Genomic DNA, 20,293 nt, shown 5'->3' on the forward strand with positions numbered 1-20,293 from the left:
AATCCCATTTCGAATTGAAATGGGATTTTTTTTAGTATTCAAAACTCGATTAATTTAATATTGATGGCAAAATATAATCCTTTACAATTGTATCAGCTTGAGTATGTGCGTATCGTTTATTATAAGCTTTTGATGTGATAATGATTACAATTGGCAATTCTTTGAAAATTATAAATTCATTTCCTCCATTTCCTGCACAATAATACGTTTCGTAACTTTTTCCTTTATATTCAACTGTTTTATTCCAAAACAAATAACCATAAAATTGATTCTCTCTTTCTGGAATCTGAATTTGATGCGACAAAGTCTTGCTAACCCAATCAGAGGGAATAACTTGCTTGTTATTCCATATTCCGTTGTTTTTATATAATTGCGCATATTTAGCATATTCTAAAGACGTCATTTGCAAACTCCCAGCCGTGTTAACTACTTTTTGCGGTGTATATTGCCATTGATATTGTGTAATGTTTAATGACTTAAAAAGCTTTTCTGCTGCATACTTTTCTAATCCTTCAGGAACTGACTTATTTAAAATATCTCCTAAAATGACGACTCCTGCTGTAAAATAATCCCATTTGCCACCATTGGTTTTGTTTTTATCCATTGGCAGATCTAAAGCAAATTTTACCCAATTATCAGTTGGATACATGTTTTCTTCATTTCCAGGCGAATCACCATTGCTGTCAGATCCGTCAAAGGCTGAACTCATCGTTAATAGGTCTTTTATTTTGATATTATCTTTTTTAACTTCATAATTAGCAAATTGTTTTAGATCATAAAAATTGCTTAATTTTTCGTTTTCGCTTTTAATATATCCGTCTTGAATTGCAATTCCCATGAGCGTTGAGGTAAATGATTTTCCTGCAGATCTGGTATCGTGCAAAGTATTTCTATCCGCATCATTAAAATATTCTTCAAGCATTAATTTACCTTCTCGAATTACCACTACACTCGTAATTTCTTTTAAAGTGTAATTGGTAATGGCAGTATTAAGCTGTTCGATTTTGTTTTTATCAAATGACAAAGTTGAAATTTTCCAGCCACTGTTAGGTTTTATCGATTGAATTTCAATTTGTTTTGCTGTTACTTTAGGCGTTTTTATAATCAGTTCTACCTGACCTTCAGCAATTATATTTCCCGTTTTTACTGTACTTTTTTCGTCTAATTTAACATAAGGCCGGATTTCAATTTTTAGCAGATGTTTGCCTTCTGTCAAAGCCTTTTCTCCTCCATTATTTATAAATCGGTCCCACATGTACATTGCCCACCAGTCCTCGCCTTTTGAACTGGTCAGCGGAACCCGAAAAGTAATAGAAGTATTTTTATTGCCGCCAGATCCAAAATTACATCCATGATGGATATTTTCTTTATAAATAAACTGATTGTCTATATAAAAAGAAAACTGAAGATTTCCTGATTCTAAAAGCATTTCTGCTGGTAAATCTGGAGCCAATTGATGTAAATAATTAATAACAGAATTCTCCATAAAAACCCTAATATTAAGATCTGACTTATATTTAAGCTCATACGATTTTAGAAAATCTGACTCCTTATATTGCTGTAGCGGGATATTTCTATCCATAAAAGTTATTTTGCCTTTGTTTGCATTTTGGAGATTGCTTGTAATAGTATCTGTTTTATACAGATCATTATTTTGAGCGCTCAAAATACCGCTCATAAAAAGTACCGTCAACAACAATAAGATTTGTTTCATAATTTGATTTTCATGGAGATTAAAAGTCAAAACTACACTATTGCTATTTTATAAAATTGTACCAAATTAACATCGAATTTATTTCTGGAAAAGGATTTTGGCATGCTCAGACGGATTTACACCATTCATTTCCTTAAAACATCGATTAAAATGGCTTTGATCTGAAAACCCGCATTGATAGGCAATCTCTGTAAAAGATTGCTTTTGAAGCGCCATCAGCGAAAGTGCTTTTTCTACTTTTAATTTCCGGATATATTCGCCTAAATTACAATCAAAATATTTTGAAAAATCTCTAGAAAGATGAACAGGATGAATATCTGCTATTTTAGATAAATAATCAAGCGTAAGATTTTCGGCAAATTGTTCATGGAGAATTTCATCAATTATTACAACCCATTTAGGATTTTTAAACAAAACATCATCAGTATTGTTTTGCAGTTTATAAAGCAGTTCAAGTAAAATAGTCTGTGTAGAAAGATCAGATTGATTATTCTCTAGTTTAGAATCCCTAAAAATTTTATACATCAATAATTTAATCGAAGGATCTAGAATTTTTGTACTTCCTTGCAGACCTTCAATACTTAAGGCAAAATCATCAAACCATTGTTTCTCTATTTCGAGATGAAAACCTCTCGTAAAACCTTCCGGTTTGATATTATAATGCGCTTCTTGCCAATTATGAAACAATAAACTACCGGGACTGCAATTGTAGATTTCCTTTTTATTTCCTTCCATTACATTTCCCTGAAGAATAAAAGTAAAATAAGCATGTTCATGATAATGCCACTCTACTTTTGGATGTGTGTAGACGGTATCGGTCAAAGTAATTCCATCAAAACAAATCGTTTTATTCGTTTGACCATAAAACTCGCCTTTCTTTAAATGTTTCATTTTTTTCTCTAGGTTAAGAGGCTGATAGGTTCAAAGATACAAAGTTTATTTTTTTTAGTTTCAAAGGTTGAGGTAGAAGGTTTTGCATTTGCTACTAAGCCTATGATTACATCTGGAAATTGGCGCCTCTGAATCTTTGGACCTTAAAAAAAAACTTATAAACAACTATATATCAAAAAATTAACTATTTTTAACTCCCCCAACATTTTAAATCATTTTATGACTTAATTACAATGACCAAACTAAATCAGAAAATTATGAAGTGGTTTACTAATTTAACAATGAAATTTAAAGATAAATTTTCGGCTTCAAACTCAAATGAAGGCTTGGAAAATTTAGAAAAGGGAAAACAATATTATTTCTCCAACCAAATTCAGGATGCTTTATTTTATTTGGATAATGCTATAAATTCTGGATTTGATAATGGTGCTTATGAATTGAGAGGCAATTGTCTGCAAAAATTAGATTATCATTACAGAGCTATTGAAGATTTTGATAAAGCAATAGAAATTGATCCTTTAGAGTTTTCAAATTATTACAGCCGTGCGGTTTCAAAAAAAGCAATATTAGATTTTACAGGTCAAATTGAAGATCTGCACAATGCCATTTATTATTACAAAAAAAATAAAAATGTAGAAAATAACTTATTGAAAGCATTTGAAACCGACTTGTTAAGTGCTAAAACCTATATAGAAAGCTTAAAACAGAATATAACCGAACTGCATCAGGCTCCGTATTTAGAGATAAAAACTTTAATCAAAGATTCACTGCATCTCATTAAAAAAGTTAAATTGAGAAACGTAAAAATTAGATAATATCATATCCTAAAGTATTATTATAAAAAAAAGCTCAATTCTTAAGAACTGAGCTTTTTGTATTTAAGAAGCGAAATTGAATTAAAAAGTAACCACTTTTACTCCCAAACTAAACCATCGTGAAGGAAGAGGAATCGCTCCCGCCTCATAATAAGTTGTATTGAAAATATTTTGTGCATCTGCATAAACCGTAACTTTTTTGAACGATTGGCTTAATCTGAAATCATTTATCCAATAAGATGGTCCGGTAATTCTTTGATTAAAACGAGTCGCAAACAAAACTGTAAAACTTTTATACTGATAATCAATTGTATTCGTCAATTGATGTTTTAAAGATGAAATCGAGTATTTAGTATACGTTGCTGGTATAACATCTTTAAATTCAAAATCTAAGTAACTATAACCAAGCATTATATTTAATCGAGAATCTTTAGAAAAATCAGCTCTGTAAGTCGAACGCAAATTAAAACCATTCGTATTTAGATTTCCATAGTTGTTGCTCTGCCAAGGCTCTGTAGTAACATTTCTGGTCCAATCGATGAAATTGCTGATCTTTCTGTAAAAATAATTAGCATTGAAACTGAATTTTGGCTTATTATATTTAAAACCAATTTCGCTCTGAAAGGCGTTTTCAGAATCAAGATCTGGGTTTCCAATATTTCCCGGACGCTGATTTAAATATAAATCTGTAAAGGAAGGTATACGCTGGCTTGTTCCGATATTTCCAACAATTTTAAAAGCATTTGTTATCGCATAACTGGCATCAAGACCTGGATAAATTTGCCAGCTGTAATCTGAATTATAGTTTACATACGTCCCTAAATTTACATCAAGTTTTTCGATAAATGTAGTTCTGTATTGCGCGTAAATCCCAAAGTTTTCGCGATCATGCTCGCCAATATTAGATGAATTTATATTTTCGTTTCTAGCTTCTGCTCCAAAACCCCATTCTCCATTACTGGTTTCATAAGTTGTATTAAACTCTGCTGCTATAGAATTTGTGTAATGCTGGCTTCGTCCGGCATTTAAATTTGCCATTCCGTAATAACGATAATCGTCATAATTGTATCTGTAACTGATTCTAGGCATCAATGTCCATTTCTCAGATACTTGGTGTTTCGACTGAATCGAAGCAAATGTTGTCTGAACTGCCTCGCTTGAATTTCTATCTCCGGGAGCGGCATAAAATCCGTTTGCTCCAAATCCGTTATTTATGTAGCCAAATGAAGTCAAAATTTCATTTGCATCATTAAGCTGGTAATTCCCCTGATAAAAGATTTTATTGTTTTCGAAATCAGTATTGTAACGGTATCCGTTGCTTTTATCGTGTGACGCAAAAAGCGAATGCTGTTGTTTTTCTTTACTTAAAACACCACCAACTTGAATTCCGGTTCCAAAATAAGTGTCTCCAGTATCTTGTGTGTCTTTTTCAAAGTTCGAGCCTGCATAAGTATTTACTAAAAATCCAGATTTTGTTGGTTTTTTGGTAATAATATTAACAGCTCCTGTCAAACTGTTGATTCCGTATATCAAAGCAGCTGGTCCGCGAATTATTTCGATTCTCTCGATTACATCAACCGGAATAGGCAAATTTAGCATATTGTGAGCCGTTTGAGAATCGATGATTTTTGTACCATTGATCAAAACAACAGTCTGCTCAAAACTTCCTCCATCAATACTAATATCTGCTTGGGTTCCAAAAGGTCCTCTCTGTCTTAAATCAACCCCATTTGCATATTGCAATACTTCTTGAAGCGTTCTGCCTGGCAATTTTGCAATTGCTGCCTTGTCAATTACATATACATTTCTGTTTTTCTTAGAAATTGGAATACTGAAACGGTTTTCATGAATTATAACTTCATCAATGTTTATAGTATCTTTTTCTGTTTGAGCGTATGAACCAACGCTAAAAAGAATCAGAATAGCAAAATAAATTTTCATCATTTTTTTTAATTTTTTTGCAAAAGTACTACCTTGCCGTACTACTAATGTGTACCAGTTTTACAAAAATGAATAGTCCGGTTCAAATTCCTTTTAAAAGTTTCATTCAGCTCAAACCTGAAGATAGTACTTCGCTGTATCTGCAAATCGTTTTTGAGTTTATCAAAGCTATACAAATTGGTTTGCTTCCTGAAGGCACAAAACTTCCGGGAACCCGCGTATTGTGCAAACTGTTGTCTGTTAATCGGAATACACTTATCAAAGCTTTTCATGATTTAGAACTGCAGGGCTGGATCGAAATTCTGCCCAACAAAGGCACTTTTATTTTATCTGAAAAGAAACAAAAAAATAAAACTGAAACAGCTGTTTCGCAAAATTTATCAAATCATAACGCTGGTTTTACTTTTAAACAATCTGCAATTCTTGAAAATCCGTCAGAATTGAGCGCTTTGCCTTTTCAATTTAATGATGGTCTCCCCGATTTAAGATTAGTTCAAACCGATGTTTTGGCGAGACTTTATGTTTCTAAATTAAAAAGCCAAAAAACACCAAAAACTTGGGAAGAAATTCAGACACAATCGCATTTAAATTTCAAAAAACAATTTTCAAATTTTTTAAATGTAACTCGAGGCATACGTATTTCGACGTCAAATTTACTCACAACGAGCAGTCATGAAATTAGTTTGTATCTGGTTACAAAATTACTGATAACACCTGGCGATAAAGTAGTTGTAGCTTCTCCAGGTTATTATATTTCTAATATGACGCTCTCTGACAGCGGAGCGCAAATTATTTCGATACCAGTTGATAAGGACGGAATTATCACAGAAAATCTGAAACAGATCTGCGAAGAGCACGAAATCAGGATTTTATATCTGACGTCTAATTATCATTATCCCACTAACACGGCATTGAGTGCAAAAAGGAGAATGGAGATTTTAGAATTGGCCAATCAATACGGATTTGTTATTTTGGAAGATGACTATGATTTTGATTTCCATTACGATAACAACCCAATATTGCCATTGGCTTCTTTAGATTCGAATGAAAGAGTGGTTTATATTGGGTCTTTTGGAAGATCTTTGCCTTCTGGTTTTGGATACGGATTTATTGCTGCAACATCAGCATTTATAAGTGAATTAGAAAAACACCAGAACATTCTAGAACCCGGAAAAGATGTGATTAAAGAACAGGTTTTAGCAGATTGGATTCAGGAAGGCGAAGTACATCGTCTTTCTAAAAAAAATAAAAAAATATATAAAGAACGCCGAGATTACTTTGTTTCTTTATTAAATCAAAATTTGAAAGACAAAATAAAATTTCAAGTACCTCTTCGCGGTTTAGCAATTTGGGTAGAGTGGCTTGATCCTTTTAATTTGATAAATCTTCAAAAAAAATGTGCTGTAAACGGATTGTTTTTACCGAAAACTATTTTATATCAAACCAAAAATATTACCGCAACGCGTTTAGGATTCGGACATTTGAACCCAACAGAAATGGAGAATGCCGTTATTATTTTAAAGAAATCCCTTGAAGCCATTGTTTAAAAACTAAAATTAAAAAAGCCCAATTCATTAGAATTGGGCTTTTACTATTTTTGAAATTAATATGGATAATATTATTTCAAAGAAGCCATATCAATTACAAAACGATAACGAACATCACTTTTCAGCATTCTTTCGTATGCTTCGTTTATTTCCTGCATTTTGATCACTTCAATTTCTGATACAATATTGTGTTCTCCACAAAAATCAAGCATTTCCTGAGTTTCAGCAATCCCTCCAATTACAGAACCTGCTACGGATTTTCTTCCCATAATCATGGGTACAGTATTTAGAAATGGCTCTAAACCTCCTAAATAACCTACTATAACTAAAGTTCCATTAATATTTAAAGTTGCTACATACGGGTTAACATCGTGTATATAAGGAACTGTATCTATAATTAAGTCGAATTTTCCGCTCACCGATTTCATTTGACTGCTGTCAGTTGAAATAATTACTGCATCAGCTCCTAATTCTATTGCTTCTTTTTCTTTTTCTGGGGTTCTTGAAAAAAGTGTAACATGAGCACCTAGACCTTTTGCTAATTTAATAGCCATATGTCCTAGTCCGCCTAAACCAACCACAGCAACTTTAGAATCTTTCCCAACATTCCAATGTTTTAATGGCGACCAAGTAGTGATTCCGGCGCATAATAAAGGTGCTACAGCAGCTAAATTTAAATTTGATGGCACTTTCAATACAAAATGTTCATCGACTACCACTTTTTGAGAATAACCTCCAAAAGTATGTCCGCCTAAATGTTTGTCTTTGCCATTATAAGTTCCTGTAAAACCATTTAAGCAATATTGCTCCAAATCTTGTTTACAGCTGTCGCAAGTATGGCACGAATCAACCATACATCCTACTCCAGCTAAATCTCCTACTTTTAGTTTCGTTACACCGCTTCCTACCTTTGTTACTCGGCCTACAATTTCATGTCCTGGAACTGCAGGATATTGGCTTCCTCCCCAATCGTTTCTTGCAGTATGCAAATCAGAATGACATACACCACAGTATAAAATTTCTATCTCTATATCTTTTTCCAAAACTTCTCTGCGGGCGATTGTCATTTCCTCTAATGAAGCGTCTGCAGCTGTTGTACCAAATGCTTTTGTTTTATCTGAATTCATATTTTAGAATTTAAATTATTTTAAGATGTAAATTTAAGGCTGGTTCGTTTCTCAAAATAATAGAAAAGAAACATTTACTTAAGAAATTCAAATAATTTTGAATTTAATTTTCATTTCCAGTAATAAGCTGTGGATGAATTGTTTTCGCTAAAATCTCTGATTTATAAATAGTCTATCACAAAAAAAGCACTAAATCTTATGATTTAGCGCTTTTTAAAATTGAAATATAATCTAAGATTACCAGCCTTTTACAGCACCGCCTTTGAATTCACGAACTGCTGCCTGCTCTACTTCTGCAGATTGAAAAGCCTGAAGAAACTGTTTTACTTTTTCTTCATTTTTATTGTCTTCACGGCTAACCACAAGGTTTACGTAAGGTGAATCTTTATCTTCAACAAATAAAGCATCACGAGCAGGAACTAATCCAGCCTGTGAAGCAAAAGTGTTATTGATAATTGCAATCGAAACATTTTCATCGTCTAAAGCACGAGGCAATTGCGGCGCTTCTAACTCTAATATTTTTAAGTTTTTAGGATTACTGATAATATCCGTTACTTTAGGCAACAAACCTACACCATCACGCAGTTTTAATAAACCATTTTTCTGCAAAAGCAATAAGGAACGCCCTCCATTTGTTGGATCATTTGGAATAATGATTGTGCTTTCGTTCTTTAATTCAGACAGATTTTTGATCTTTTTAGAATAAGCAGCAATTGGGTAAATAAACGTCTTTCCGATAATCGCCAATTTATAACCGCGTTGTTTAGACTGCTCATCTAAATAGGGTTTATGCTGAAAAGCATTCGCATCGATATCTCCTTGGCTCAAAGCTTCATTTGGGATCACGTAATCATTAAACGAAACCAATTCAACTTCTAGTCCGTATTTTTCTTTTGCGACTTTTTTAGCTGCTTCAGCAACTTTATATTCTGGTCCGGTTGCAACTCCCACTTTTATAAAATGAGGATCATTATTTTTACTTTTTCCACAATTAGCCACAACAAGTGATAAAGCTATAATTCCGGCTGTTTTTAAAAAATTTACTTTACTATTCATTGTTATATTTTTTTTTAATAATTATCTATGATCAAAATGTTTCGATAAAGCATCACCAGCAAACTGAATCAGGAATACCAAAATAACCAGCAAGGCTAATACTGAGTTCATTGTTACGGCATCATATCCAATATATCCGTATTGATAGCCAACCTGACCCAAACCTCCTGCTCCAACGGCACCACCCATTGCAGAATATCCTACAAGCGTGATTAAAGTAATCGAAGCTGCGTTTATTAAAGATGGCAGAGCTTCTGGAAGCAAGACTTTATAAACAATTTGAAAAGGTGTTGCTCCTAATGCTCTAGCTGCTTCTATTAATCCTGAAGGCAAACCTAAAAGACTATTTTCTACCAATCTTGCAATAAACGGCGCGGCGCCAATACTCAAAGGCACTAATGCTGCACTTACTCCAATTGAAGTACCAACAAGTGCACGTGTAAACGGAATCATCCAAACGATTAAAATAATGAATGGAATAGAACGAAAAATATTGACCACAACCGATACTGTTCTATTTAGAATTGGCTGTTCTAATATTTGATTTTTTCTAGTCAGGAAAAGTAAAATTCCTGTCGGAAGTCCAAGTGCGAAACCAAAAAAGCCAGACACAAATGTCATAACGATAGTTTCCCAAGTACCTTTTAATAATAATTCTATAATGGAATCAGACATAACCTATAATTTCTGTTTTAATATGTTTTGAAATAAAATACTCAATTGCTGCTTGATAATTTTCCCTCTTTCCTGATAATTCTATAAGCATTACACCAAAATTCACTTCACCGGCCTGATCCATCTGTGCACTGATAATCTTAAAATTGGTATCAAATAATCGAGAAACCTCTGAAATAACAGGTTCATTAACTGATTTTCCGGTCATTTCCAATCGCAATAGCGGGTTTAGATTTCCGTCATCTTCCTTCTGAAGTTTTTCCTGATAAACCGCAGGAATATCTAAATGCAATGATGATGCAATAAACTCTTTTGTCAATTCATGCTTGGGATCTGCGAAGATTTCACCTACACTTCCCTGTTCTATTAATTTTCCATGACTGATAACCGCAACTTCATCACAAATCGATTTTACGACTTCCATTTGATGTGTAATTAATAAAATAGTAATATTAAGACGACGGTTGATGTCTTTCAATAAATTTAAAATAGATCGCGTTGTTGCTGGATCAAGCGCGCTTGTAGCTTCATCACACAATAAAACTTTTGGACTATTGGCCAGTGTTCTTGCAATAGCAACACGCTGTTTTTGACCACCAGAAAGGCTTGCAGGATAATCATTTGCCTTTTCTGCCAAACCAACTAACTGCAATAATTCCAAAACACGTTCTTTTACAGCTGATTTTGACGCTCCGGCCAATTCTAAAGGAAAAGCCACATTGTCAAAAACTGTACGCGATGAAAGCAGATTAAAATGCTGAAAAATCATTCCGATTTGTCTTCGCTCAACAGCAAGCTGTGCATTTGACAATTGGATCAAAGATTTTCCGTCAACGATAATTTCTCCTGAAGTAGGTCTTTCTAAAAGATTTACGCATCGAATCAAGGTACTTTTCCCCGCTCCCGAAGTTCCAATTACTCCGAAGATTTTTCCCGGCGGAACTTTAAGAGAAACATCAGATAAAGCCGAAACAATTCGATTTTTCTGATGAAAATTTTTAGTTACATTTTTTAATTCAATCATTTTATTAATTCAGTTTAAAAACAAAAAAGCCTTTCATAATTATATTTGAAAGGCTTATTAAATAAGTAATATTATTTTATACAGAAAGCCAAATCAATTATAAAGCAATACAGCACATCATGCTGAAGCTATAATAATTATTCATATTCTGGCTATTTTTTCTCATTGTTGCTGCAAATTTAAACAGATAATTTTAATTTACAGCATAATTGCTTAAAACTTTTAATACCCTATCAATTTAATAGATTAATTAACAAAATTGTAATTATTTACTATGTCAATATCTCAAAAAAAAGCTCACTTTATTTAAAAATGAGCTCGTGTATCTAAATATCTATATCTCTTTAGCTTACGCTTTCAATTCATCAAAATAAGCGGTAGTTTCCTTAATTAATGAATTCATCAGATCTTTTGCTTTTTTATGTTTTAAGATTGGCGCAATCTGTCCTCCCCAAAACAATATCATATCCCATTTTTGCTGTTCAAGCGCCGCTTTTCTCAAAGGAGAAATAAAAGTAGTCTGCAACGGAAAAGGCAAAACTGCTGCTTCTTTTCCTAAAACTTCTTTCGCAATCCTGCTTGTTATTCCGCGGCCGAGTCTTCCTGTGTAGGCTCGCGATAATGTCGTATATTTTGCCATATCAGAAAACAACATTTCTCTGTGAATAGGCAAAGCATTTGATTCATCAACCGCTAAAAATGCAGTGCCGATTTGAGCCGCACTTGCTCCCAGTGCTAAAGCTGCAGCTACACCTTTTCCGTTAGCAATACCTCCAGCTGCAATAACTGGAACTTTTACTTTTTCACGAATCAATTGCAACAACACAAAAGTTCCTGTTATAGATGATTCAGCCGAAGCCAAAAACGAAGGGCGATGTCCGCCGGCTTCAAAACCAGAAGCAATAATCATATCTACTCCTGAATTTTCTAAAAAAATAGCTTCGTCTAAAGTGGTTGCTGCTCCAACAGTTACAATTCCTAATCTGCGGCATTGCTCTAAAATATCTGGCGAAAGTGAACCAAACATAAAACTGAATACTTTTGGACGAACATCTAAAATAACTTCAAGCTGGTTTTGGAATCTGGATTGGAATGGTGCAGGCTTTTCCGGTAACGGAATTCCAGCTTCATCAAAATAAGGTTTAAACAGTTCTTTTGTTTTATCAAATTGTTCATCTGTCAAACCAGATTCTGCAATATCATGATCAGAAACCCAAAGGTTTAGGTTATAAGGTTTATTTGTCGCCGCTTTTATTTGCCTATCAGCTTCAAAAATTTCCTGAGGACTCATTGTATAAGCTCCGTAACCGCCTAATCCTCCTGCATTAGAAACAGCAGCTGTCAATTCTACTGTTGATAAATTCCCTCCAAATGGTCCTTGCATAATTGGGTACTGAATACCCAATAAATCGGTTGCTTTTGTATTGTACCACATCACTTTAAATTTAAAATTTATTCGCTTATATCCGTCAACATTTTATTGACGATCAGCCATTTGCCGTTAATCTTATGGAAAGATAAAAAATCTCGGTAATTAAAGTCATACATTTTGACATTAATAACAGCCATTGCAATAGAATTCGCTACATTTATTTCTAGAATTTCTCCCTTAAAAGGTTTTCCAGAATCCTTGGGACTTTGTCTGTTTTTAACACCTTGAAGATACAAATCAACTGTTTTAAAATAAGGCTGTCCTTTTACATCTCCATAAAGTAAAGTTCCGGGCTGAAAAATACTTCCTAATACCATTTCATCACCTTCGTAAAGACCTTTAAAATAGAAGTTTTCAATTGTATCTTTAATGTCTGTTATTGCTGCTTGATTTTCCATTTTGATGTTATTTTGTGCTTTTATGCCCTGAGAAAACCAGAGCATAAAAGCAGTTAATAAAAGAGTTTTCATTTTAATTTAAATTGTGTCCAGCACCTTTACCGCCATCTACATTGATAATTGAACCTGTAATAAAATTGCTTTTTGCAACGGTGTAAACCATTTCTGCAACATCATCGATCTCTCCTACTCGGTTAACTAAATGAAGACCAGCACTCAAATCTGCTTTATCACCATGCATAGGCGTACGAATCACACCAGGAGCAACTGTATTGATTCGTATATTTTGTTTTCCGAATTCTGCTGCTAACTGAATCGTCAAAGCATGAATGGCTCCTTTGCTTGAAACTGGCGCAGAAGCCGGCCAACCGCCCAGACCGTGATTTACCAAAGGTGTTCCGATATTGATTACAACACCGTCTTTTTGTTCCAGCATTTGAGGTATAACAGCCTGTGTGGTAAAATACGTTCCTTTAAAGTTTGTAGTCAAAAATTTATCCAAATAAGCTTCATCAACTTCTAAGAATGGTTTGCTGTCAAAAATTCCGGCATTGTTTACCAAAACATCTACAGCACCAAATTTCTCTAAAGCGATTTTTACCAATTGTTCTCCAGTTTGTTTTTTGCTTACATCGCCAGCAAACATCGCTAAATTATTGCCTGCACCAAATTCTTTATAAGTGTTTTCTAAGGCACTTGGTGTTACCGAATTGATTACCACATTATCGCCTCTGTCTAAAAAGTATTTAGCGATTCCTTTCCCGATACCAGAGGCCGCTCCGGTAACGATTATAGTTTGTTTTTTCATGATATTTATTTTTTATCGGCTGTAATGCCTTTTTCTCTCAATACTGAAACTTGTTCTCCTGCATAACCCCAATCGTCTAAATCTATTTCCTGAATCACGATATGAGTTAAATGCGGATCTTTGTTTAATACTTCTGTAATCAGGTTGGTAATACCGCTGATTAATTCCTGTTTTTGCTCGCGTGTTACTCCTTCGCGTGTCAATTCAATTTTTACGTAAGGCATGGCTTTAGTTTTTAGATTGTTCTGAAAAAACAGCTTCTGCAGTGATAGTAAAATCTAAATCAAAGTCGTTGTAGATCAATGTATCTCCTAAATCTTTGAAGAAATTTCCAGATCGAAATTTTATATCATATTTAGTACGGTCAATTACTAATTTGCCTTTAAGGGTAATTGCATTTTGGTTGTTTTCTACTAAAGCTTCAAACCCTACAATGTGCGTAATATTTTTTATAGTAAGATTCCCTTCAAGATAATAAGTGCTGTTTGAAAGTTCTTTTACAGAAAGAATATCAAAAGATGCAGTGGGAAATTTTTCAATAGAGAAAAAATCATCAGAGGCAAGATGACCTGCGAATTGTGCATTTGTTGCCGGATCTGTCACATCCAAAATTTTAATTGAAGAAGTATTAATGATAATATTTCCACTTTTTACCTTTCCATCATTTAAGACGAAATTACCTTCTTTGATACCAATTGTACCATTATGTGCACCGGTTACTTTTCTGCCAGTCCAATCTACGCTGCTGTTTGAGCTTACGATTTTAAAATTTGTTGTTTCCATTTTTATTGTATTTAAAAGTACAATACAAAGGAACGACGACTATGAAAATTGGTTACGTGACCTAGATCACATTCTTTTTTTGAGTTTAAAGGTTGAAATAAACAAAGGTACAGCGGTACAAAATTTTATTCTCATTTTTTCATACGGAAGAATGACAAACTACAAGAAAAAACAGGTATCAAAAATGAGAATCTGTAGAATCTGCGTAAAAAAAATCATTTATCTATGAATCTGTCACTAAAATTTAAGAATTATAAAGTCGGCTAAGGGTTTCTCTTGAAACACCTAAATAGGAAGCAATCAAATGTTTCGGAACTAAATTGTACAATTGTGGATATAAAGCCAAAAGCTCTTCATAACGAATTTTGACATTATTATTCATGAAAGACAAAAGCCTTTTTTGAGAAGCAATATATCCTTTATTGGTACGCCAGCGAAAGAAGTGTTCGACCTCATGAAATGCAGCACATAGTTTTTCACGGTCAGCATTAGAAAGACAGAGTACTTCTGCATCTGTAATACAGTCAATATTTATTGTAGATTCTTTTTGATTGTAAAGTGCATCATAATCAGAGGTCCACCAAGTTGGCATTGCAAACTGCAGGATGTACATTTTGATTTCATCATTAATAAAAAAAGCTTTCAAACAACCTGAAACTACAAAATATTCGCAATCTACTTTATCTCCGGCACTAATAATGGTCTGGCCTTTTTTATAAGACTGAAACTTAAAATGAGAAAAGAAATAATTAAATTCCTCTTCTGTCAATGAAGCAGTTTTGGCTATATGCTCTTTCAGTAATTCTTTTGCTTCCATTTTTAATTTAAATAAATACCGCTTCTTTCAAAACGTAAAGTTATAAAATCAAATGAACTTATTCATTGTCTATTTTGAAGTTCAAATTGTCCACTTCGGTTAATTCCTCCTAGTTACTGTTTTTATTATGAAGCAAATTTGCCCTGTTTAACAACTTAAAATATAAAATCATGAACACAAGGATTACAAGAATTATCTATTGGACAGGCATCGTATTAACTTCATTATGGTTTGGTGCCAGCGGTTTTTTTGAATTAACCAAAAATCCGGTTGTCTGGGAAATAACACAACAATTAGGCTATCCGGCACATTTTATTTACCTGCTTGGCGTATTCAAGGTATCGGGTGTAATTACATTATTGATTCCGAATAAGGCATTACGATTGAAAGAATGGGTATTTGCAGGTGTATTCTTCGATATAATTTTTGCCTTCTTTTCTAAATTGGCTGTAATTGGGTTCTCAGCGACAATAGATGCCATTATTGCCTTTATAATGGTGAGCGTAACGTATGCTATGTTCAGAAAATTATATACTGCAAATTATACAGAAAATATAACAGTTTACTAATTTTATTAATTCTATAACTTAAAAATGCCTGCGAATGACTCTCGGGCATTTTTGATGTTATAAAAAACTTATTATCTTTGCCATTCAGATTAAAAACTCAACAAATGTGAATAAATAATTTCTTTCAGATATAGAAACAGTGAGCCGTTTTTCGGTTTGCTGATTTATTAATGCTTAAGAAAGATATTATGCTTATTCTACAAAATATATCCTATACACATTTTAATAAAGAATTGCTGTTCAGCAACATAACCCTGACAGTCACAGCCGGCAACAAAGTTGCATTAGTAGGCAATAACGGTTCTGGAAAATCAACATTATTAAAAATTATAGCCAAAGAACTATTTCCGACAAGCGGCATTTTAGAAACTGATTCAGTACCATATTACATTCCGCAAATTTTTGGACAATACAATCATTTAACAATTGCTGAAGCTTTGCAGATCGATCAAAAGCTTAGCGCTTTTCAGGAAATCCTCAAGGGAAATGTAACCGAAACAAATTTGAGTCTGCATGATGACGATTGGACGATTGAAGATCGCTGTACAGAAGCCCTAAATTATTGGCAATTAGCCAACTTTGAATTAAATCAAAAATTAGAATTTTTAAGTGGTGGCGAAAAAACAAAGGTATTTCTTGCTGGAATCATGATTCATCAGCCAAAATTGATTCTGCTTGACGAACCTAGTAATCATTTAGATTTTCACGGACGAGAACTTTTATATGAATTTATAGACGCGTCAAAAAACACAATACTTATTGTAAGCCACGACAGAAAATTATTGAATTTGCTTTATACTACTTTTGAGTTAAAGCCTAATGGAATCAGAATGTACGGCGGTAATTATGATTTTTATTTGGAACAAAAAAATATCGATAAAAATGCATTGACACAAGATATTCACGCTAAAGAAAAAGCACTTCAGAAAGCAAAAGAAAAACAGCGCGAAACTTTAGAAAGACAGCAAAAATCTGATGCCAAAGGAAAAAAGAAACAAGAAAAAGCCGGAGTTGCACGCATTATGATGAATACTTTGCGCAATAATGCTGAAAATAGCACCTCAAAAACTAAAAGTGTTCATGCTGAGAAAATTGGCGGAATATCAAAGGAGTTGCGTGAATTGCGTGAAGAAGTTCCGAGTATCGATAGAATGAAATTTGGACTAGATCATTCGAGGCTTCATAAAGGAAAGATTATTGTGAAAGCCGAATCTCTTAATCATAATTATAATGAAAAATGGATTTGGAGAGAAAATTTGAATTTCCAGATTTTAAGCGGACAGCGAATTGCATTAAAAGGAAATAACGGAGCTGGAAAAACCACGCTGATTAAGCTTATTTTAGAGGAAATAATGCCAAAATCAGGCAGTTTGAAAGTAATAGACTGCGAAAGAATTTATATCGATCAGGATTATTCGCTCATAAACAACAAACTTACGGTTTATGAACAAGCACAACAAAGCAATACTGAAGGTTTAGAAGAACATGATATTAAAATGAGATTAAACCGATTTTTGTTTACCAAATCAGATTGGGATAAGTCCTGCAGTTATTTAAGCGGAGGTGAAAGAATGCGATTAATGCTATGCGGTTTAACGATTACCAATCAGGCGCCGGATCTCATCATTCTAGATGAACCAACTAACAATCTTGATATTCAAAATATCGAAATATTGACGGCCGCCTTAAATGAATATCAAGGTACTTTAATAGTAGTTTCTCACGATGCTTTTTTCTTAGAAGAAATAAGCATAACGAATAGTTTTACTTTAAGTTAAGGCAGAGGATTTATACAAAAGCTTGAATAATTTTAAATACATATTCCGGTTTTTTTATCGTGATAAAGGAACGATTCAACTTCTATTTTGGACGTTTGGCGCTTTTTGAATTCCAGTTAAACTACGGTGATTATACCTTTGATGAAATTAAATAGTATTAAAGTTTAAAATCAAAAAAATCATGAAAAACAGTATCTTAATCTTATTCGCAAGTGCGCTTTCAGCACTCTTTTGTTTAGATTGTTTTATGTTTCCAGAAAGTGAAATTTCAGAAAAATTCAAGACCAAGAAAACAAAATTACAAATTACAGAAAGCAATAATTTTGCTGTTGTAGAACTTTTTACCTCAGAAGGATGCTCCAGCTGTCCTCCCGCTGATAATTTAATGGCTAAACTTCAAACTGAAACCAAAGACAAAAATATTTATTTGATAGCTTATCATGTTGATTACTGGGATCGTCTGGGCTGGAAAGATCAATTCAGTTCTAATGAATTTACGAAACGCCAGGAAAAATATCAAGATTGGTTAAATTTACAAGTTATGTATACACCTCAGTTTATCATAAATGGAACTTCTGAATTTGCCGGTTATGATGAAAAAGCTTTGTACGCAAAGGTTTCTGAAGCATTAAAAACAAACGAAACGGGGAATCTAATACTTAATTCAAATACGGTTAAAGATTCTCTGCAAATTGATTTTAAAGCGAATGAAATTATGAACTCAAGTTTGTTTGTTGCTGTAATTCAAAAAGATGCAACCTCAAAAGTAAAACGAGGAGAAAATAAAGGAAGTACTTTGCATCATGTTCAGATTGTGAGACAGCTCAAAAGTTTCCCTCTAACTAAAACTGAAGGAAGAATAACAATGTTAAAACCTTCTGATTTAAACAATTTCGAGATCATTGGGTTTATTCAAAATAATGCTACCGGGAAAATTTTGGCAATATCTAAGATTAACTTGAAATAAAACTAAGCGGTGGATTAACTTTTTAAGAGATTTCCACTGATTATTGTTTTATGATCAGTGGATTTTGATTTTTATCTGTTTTCTAGCCAGCTTAGGAATGCTGTGGCTTTTTCTTTTCCTACCAATAATTTTTCTTCGGTCGGAATTGTTAGTTTGATAATTAATTTACGCGAAAAATAATGCTCAGCTTCTCTAATTGCCGAAAAATTAACTAAATATTGCCTGTTCATTCTAAAGAATTGTATTGGCGATAACAATTTATGAACCTCATCGAGTGATTGATTAATTTGATATTCTGTTTTATCAAATGTCATAATCGTTGGCGTTTCATTTTTGATATAGAAAAACGCAATATTCTCTGTCATAATGGTTTGATATTTATTGTTTTTAAAAACCAAGAAACTGCTTTTTCCTTTATTCTCGCCAGTTCTAGTCAATAAATATTCGAAATCTGGTATCATTTTTTTATTTCTTTGAAAGAAATTCTTCAGTTCGCCAGTTTTTTTAATTGCCTGTGCGATGCTTTCTCTGGAAAAAGGCTTCAATACATAATCAATTCCGTTCGACTTAAAAGCTTCAATCGCATAATCATCAAAAGCAGTGCAGAATATTACAGGCGACAAGACCTCAACATTTTTAAAAATTTCAAAACACAAGCCATCTGCGAGCTGAATATCCATAAAAATCAAATCTGGCTGATCATTTTCTGACAGATAACTTACTGCTCCGTCTATGCTTTGTATATACGACAAAATTTGAGCATCAGGCCTGATACTCAAAATAAGCTGGCCAAGTGCTTTGGCCGTTTTTACCTCATCTTCAATTATTATGATAGTCATAAATCAGTGGTATTTTTACTTTAAAAATAGTTTCATTTTTTTCAATTTCGATTTCCTTATGAACCAAATGCATAAAACGCTGATTGATATTATCCAAACCAACTCCAGTTGAGAAAACGCCTCTTTTAAGCTGAATCGGATTCTCAATCACTAAAAAATCATTCTCAGTATATAATTTAATTTCTAAAGGTTTATCTAAAGAAACGACATTATGTTTGATACAATTTTCTATTAATAACTGCAAAGTAAAGGGCGGAATAACGGCATCATATTGTCTTTGATCAGCATTATTTATCAAAACAAAACCATCTTCAAAGCGGGCTTTCAGTAAATAAACATACGAATCTAAAATTTGGATTTCTTCTCGAAGCGATATCAAGTCTAACTTTCGGCTATCTAGTGTAAAGCGGTAAAAATCAGATAATTTCAAAATAAAATCAGAACTCTGCGGATCTTGAATATCCACCATTGATTTTAAGGTATTTAAACTATTAAATAAGAAATGCGGATTTACCTGCTGTTTTAATAATTCATACTGCGCGCCAAGATTTAAGGCATGCGTACGCTCAAGTTCAAGTCCCATTTGCTGCGTCTGATAATTTTGAAAAAGCAAATGCAAAAACATATACACAATCAAATTTATTAAAACACCACGCAGTTCGAACATGATTGGCGCATCCATTTTAGAAATCTCAAAAAGCTCTTGATGCCCAATTACCAGTAAAACCATAACTACAATTCCCATTACAACACTAAATAGAAGTTTCCAGTTAAACAAACTGGTATTCGTGCGCTTTGATGAAAATTTAGGAAGGCTGTAAATATTATAATACCATATAAAAATAGAAAAAAGCAACGTAATTGAAGAATTGATGACAATGTCTCCAAACTTTGAATCGGCATCAAATAATTTTGGTATCGAGGCAAGAATGGCAAGTGCAATAGAACTTCCCCAAATAACCTTTTTGGAAACCTGAAAGCGTTTTGTTTTTTCCATATTTGATAGTTGATTTTTATCTTACTTTGTCAAAGATATGATTTTTTTGAAAGGATTTTTTATCTTGATTTCTTAGGTTATATTTTTTTCAACAAGGATAACAGAGATGGTATTA

20 protein-coding genes are annotated in these 20,293 nt (G+C 33.2%); 5 read left to right on the plus strand and 15 right to left on the minus strand.

Annotated features, from left to right (window positions below):
• Positions 1-49: 49 nt before the first annotated feature.
• Both IR010_RS01610 and IR010_RS01615 read right to left on the minus strand, forming a co-directional pair.
• The gene (locus IR010_RS01610) at positions 50-1,714 is read right to left on the minus strand and encodes a serine hydrolase domain-containing protein (protein ID WP_194600992.1); all 1,665 of its coding nucleotides are present in this window, start codon (positions 1,712-1,714) and stop codon (positions 50-52) included.
• Positions 1,715-1,792: 78 nt separating this feature from the next.
• On the minus strand, positions 1,793-2,605 hold the full coding sequence (locus IR010_RS01615; protein WP_194600995.1) for an AraC family transcriptional regulator: 813 nt from the start codon (positions 2,603-2,605) through the stop codon (positions 1,793-1,795).
• Positions 2,606-2,862: 257 nt separating this feature from the next.
• Here IR010_RS01615 and IR010_RS01620 point away from each other — a divergent pair, with 257 nt between their 5' ends.
• A complete protein-coding gene (locus IR010_RS01620; protein WP_157494958.1) occupies positions 2,863-3,420 on the plus strand; it encodes a tetratricopeptide repeat protein in 558 nt (185 codons plus the stop codon).
• 81 nt (positions 3,421-3,501) lie between these two features.
• Here the strand turns inward: IR010_RS01620 and IR010_RS01625 are convergent, their stop codons facing one another.
• Positions 3,502-5,364 (minus strand): TonB-dependent receptor plug domain-containing protein, encoded by a 1,863-nt coding sequence (locus IR010_RS01625; protein WP_194600998.1) that lies wholly within the window; start codon positions 5,362-5,364, stop codon positions 3,502-3,504.
• 65 nt (positions 5,365-5,429) lie between these two features.
• On the opposite strand from IR010_RS01625, the gene IR010_RS01630 reads away from it, so the two are divergent.
• Positions 5,430-6,908 (plus strand): PLP-dependent aminotransferase family protein, encoded by a 1,479-nt coding sequence (locus IR010_RS01630; protein ID WP_194566361.1) that lies wholly within the window; start codon positions 5,430-5,432, stop codon positions 6,906-6,908.
• 71 nt (positions 6,909-6,979) lie between these two features.
• Here the strand turns inward: IR010_RS01630 and IR010_RS01635 are convergent, their stop codons facing one another.
• The 10 genes from IR010_RS01635 to IR010_RS01680 form a co-directional block, all read right to left on the minus strand.
• Complete coding sequence (locus tag IR010_RS01635; RefSeq protein ID WP_194601001.1) at positions 6,980-8,035, minus strand: NAD(P)-dependent alcohol dehydrogenase; 1,056 nt, start codon at positions 8,033-8,035, stop codon at positions 6,980-6,982.
• Between the two features lie 237 nt (positions 8,036-8,272).
• The gene (gene metQ, locus IR010_RS01640) at positions 8,273-9,091 is read right to left on the minus strand and encodes a methionine ABC transporter substrate-binding lipoprotein MetQ (RefSeq protein ID WP_194601004.1); all 819 of its coding nucleotides are present in this window, start codon (positions 9,089-9,091) and stop codon (positions 8,273-8,275) included.
• Between the two features lie 21 nt (positions 9,092-9,112).
• The gene (locus IR010_RS01645) at positions 9,113-9,766 is read right to left on the minus strand and encodes a methionine ABC transporter permease MetI (protein ID WP_194601007.1); all 654 of its coding nucleotides are present in this window, start codon (positions 9,764-9,766) and stop codon (positions 9,113-9,115) included.
• Positions 9,759-10,790 (minus strand): methionine ABC transporter ATP-binding protein MetN, encoded by a 1,032-nt coding sequence (metN, locus tag IR010_RS01650; RefSeq protein WP_029269951.1) that lies wholly within the window; start codon positions 10,788-10,790, stop codon positions 9,759-9,761. Before metN ends, IR010_RS01645 begins: the two co-directional genes overlap by 8 nt.
• A gap of 349 nt (positions 10,791-11,139) precedes the next feature.
• Entirely contained in the window at positions 11,140-12,225 is a 1,086-nt protein-coding gene (locus IR010_RS01655; RefSeq protein ID WP_194601010.1) for an NAD(P)H-dependent flavin oxidoreductase, read from the minus strand.
• 17 nt (positions 12,226-12,242) lie between these two features.
• Positions 12,243-12,692, minus strand: coding sequence for a nuclear transport factor 2 family protein (locus IR010_RS01660; protein ID WP_029269948.1), 450 nt, complete (start codon positions 12,690-12,692; stop codon positions 12,243-12,245).
• A gap of 1 nt (position 12,693) precedes the next feature.
• A complete protein-coding gene (locus IR010_RS01665) occupies positions 12,694-13,428 on the minus strand; it encodes an SDR family NAD(P)-dependent oxidoreductase (protein ID WP_194601013.1) in 735 nt (244 codons plus the stop codon).
• A gap of 5 nt (positions 13,429-13,433) precedes the next feature.
• Positions 13,434-13,652: a tautomerase family protein gene (locus IR010_RS01670; RefSeq protein ID WP_029269944.1), complete on the minus strand. Its 219-nt coding sequence runs from the start codon at positions 13,650-13,652 to the stop codon at positions 13,434-13,436.
• Between the two features lie 4 nt (positions 13,653-13,656).
• Positions 13,657-14,211, minus strand: a complete 555-nt coding sequence (locus tag IR010_RS01675; protein WP_194601015.1) for a YceI family protein — start codon at positions 14,209-14,211, stop codon at positions 13,657-13,659.
• Positions 14,212-14,455: 244 nt separating this feature from the next.
• The gene (locus IR010_RS01680) at positions 14,456-15,028 is read right to left on the minus strand and encodes a Crp/Fnr family transcriptional regulator (RefSeq protein ID WP_194566379.1); all 573 of its coding nucleotides are present in this window, start codon (positions 15,026-15,028) and stop codon (positions 14,456-14,458) included.
• 170 nt (positions 15,029-15,198) lie between these two features.
• Here IR010_RS01680 and IR010_RS01685 point away from each other — a divergent pair, with 170 nt between their 5' ends.
• From IR010_RS01685 to IR010_RS01695, 3 genes are all read left to right on the plus strand, one after another.
• Positions 15,199-15,597 (plus strand): DoxX family protein, encoded by a 399-nt coding sequence (locus IR010_RS01685; RefSeq protein ID WP_194601018.1) that lies wholly within the window; start codon positions 15,199-15,201, stop codon positions 15,595-15,597.
• Between the two features lie 188 nt (positions 15,598-15,785).
• Positions 15,786-17,375 (plus strand): ABC-F family ATP-binding cassette domain-containing protein, encoded by a 1,590-nt coding sequence (locus IR010_RS01690; protein WP_194601021.1) that lies wholly within the window; start codon positions 15,786-15,788, stop codon positions 17,373-17,375.
• A gap of 181 nt (positions 17,376-17,556) precedes the next feature.
• Positions 17,557-18,342: a DUF1223 domain-containing protein gene (locus tag IR010_RS01695; RefSeq protein WP_194601024.1), complete on the plus strand. Its 786-nt coding sequence runs from the start codon at positions 17,557-17,559 to the stop codon at positions 18,340-18,342.
• A gap of 71 nt (positions 18,343-18,413) precedes the next feature.
• Here IR010_RS01695 and IR010_RS01700 read toward each other — a convergent pair whose 3' ends face one another.
• A complete protein-coding gene (locus IR010_RS01700) occupies positions 18,414-19,181 on the minus strand; it encodes a LytR/AlgR family response regulator transcription factor (protein ID WP_194566386.1) in 768 nt (255 codons plus the stop codon).
• Positions 19,162-20,178 (minus strand): sensor histidine kinase, encoded by a 1,017-nt coding sequence (locus IR010_RS01705; protein WP_194601027.1) that lies wholly within the window; start codon positions 20,176-20,178, stop codon positions 19,162-19,164. Before IR010_RS01705 ends, IR010_RS01700 begins: the two co-directional genes overlap by 20 nt.
• Positions 20,179-20,293 lie beyond the last annotated feature (115 nt).

Origin of the sequence: Flavobacterium sp. MR2016-29 (genome assembly GCF_015350695.1) — a bacterium.
Classification (GTDB): Bacteria; Bacteroidota; Bacteroidia; order Flavobacteriales; family Flavobacteriaceae; genus Flavobacterium.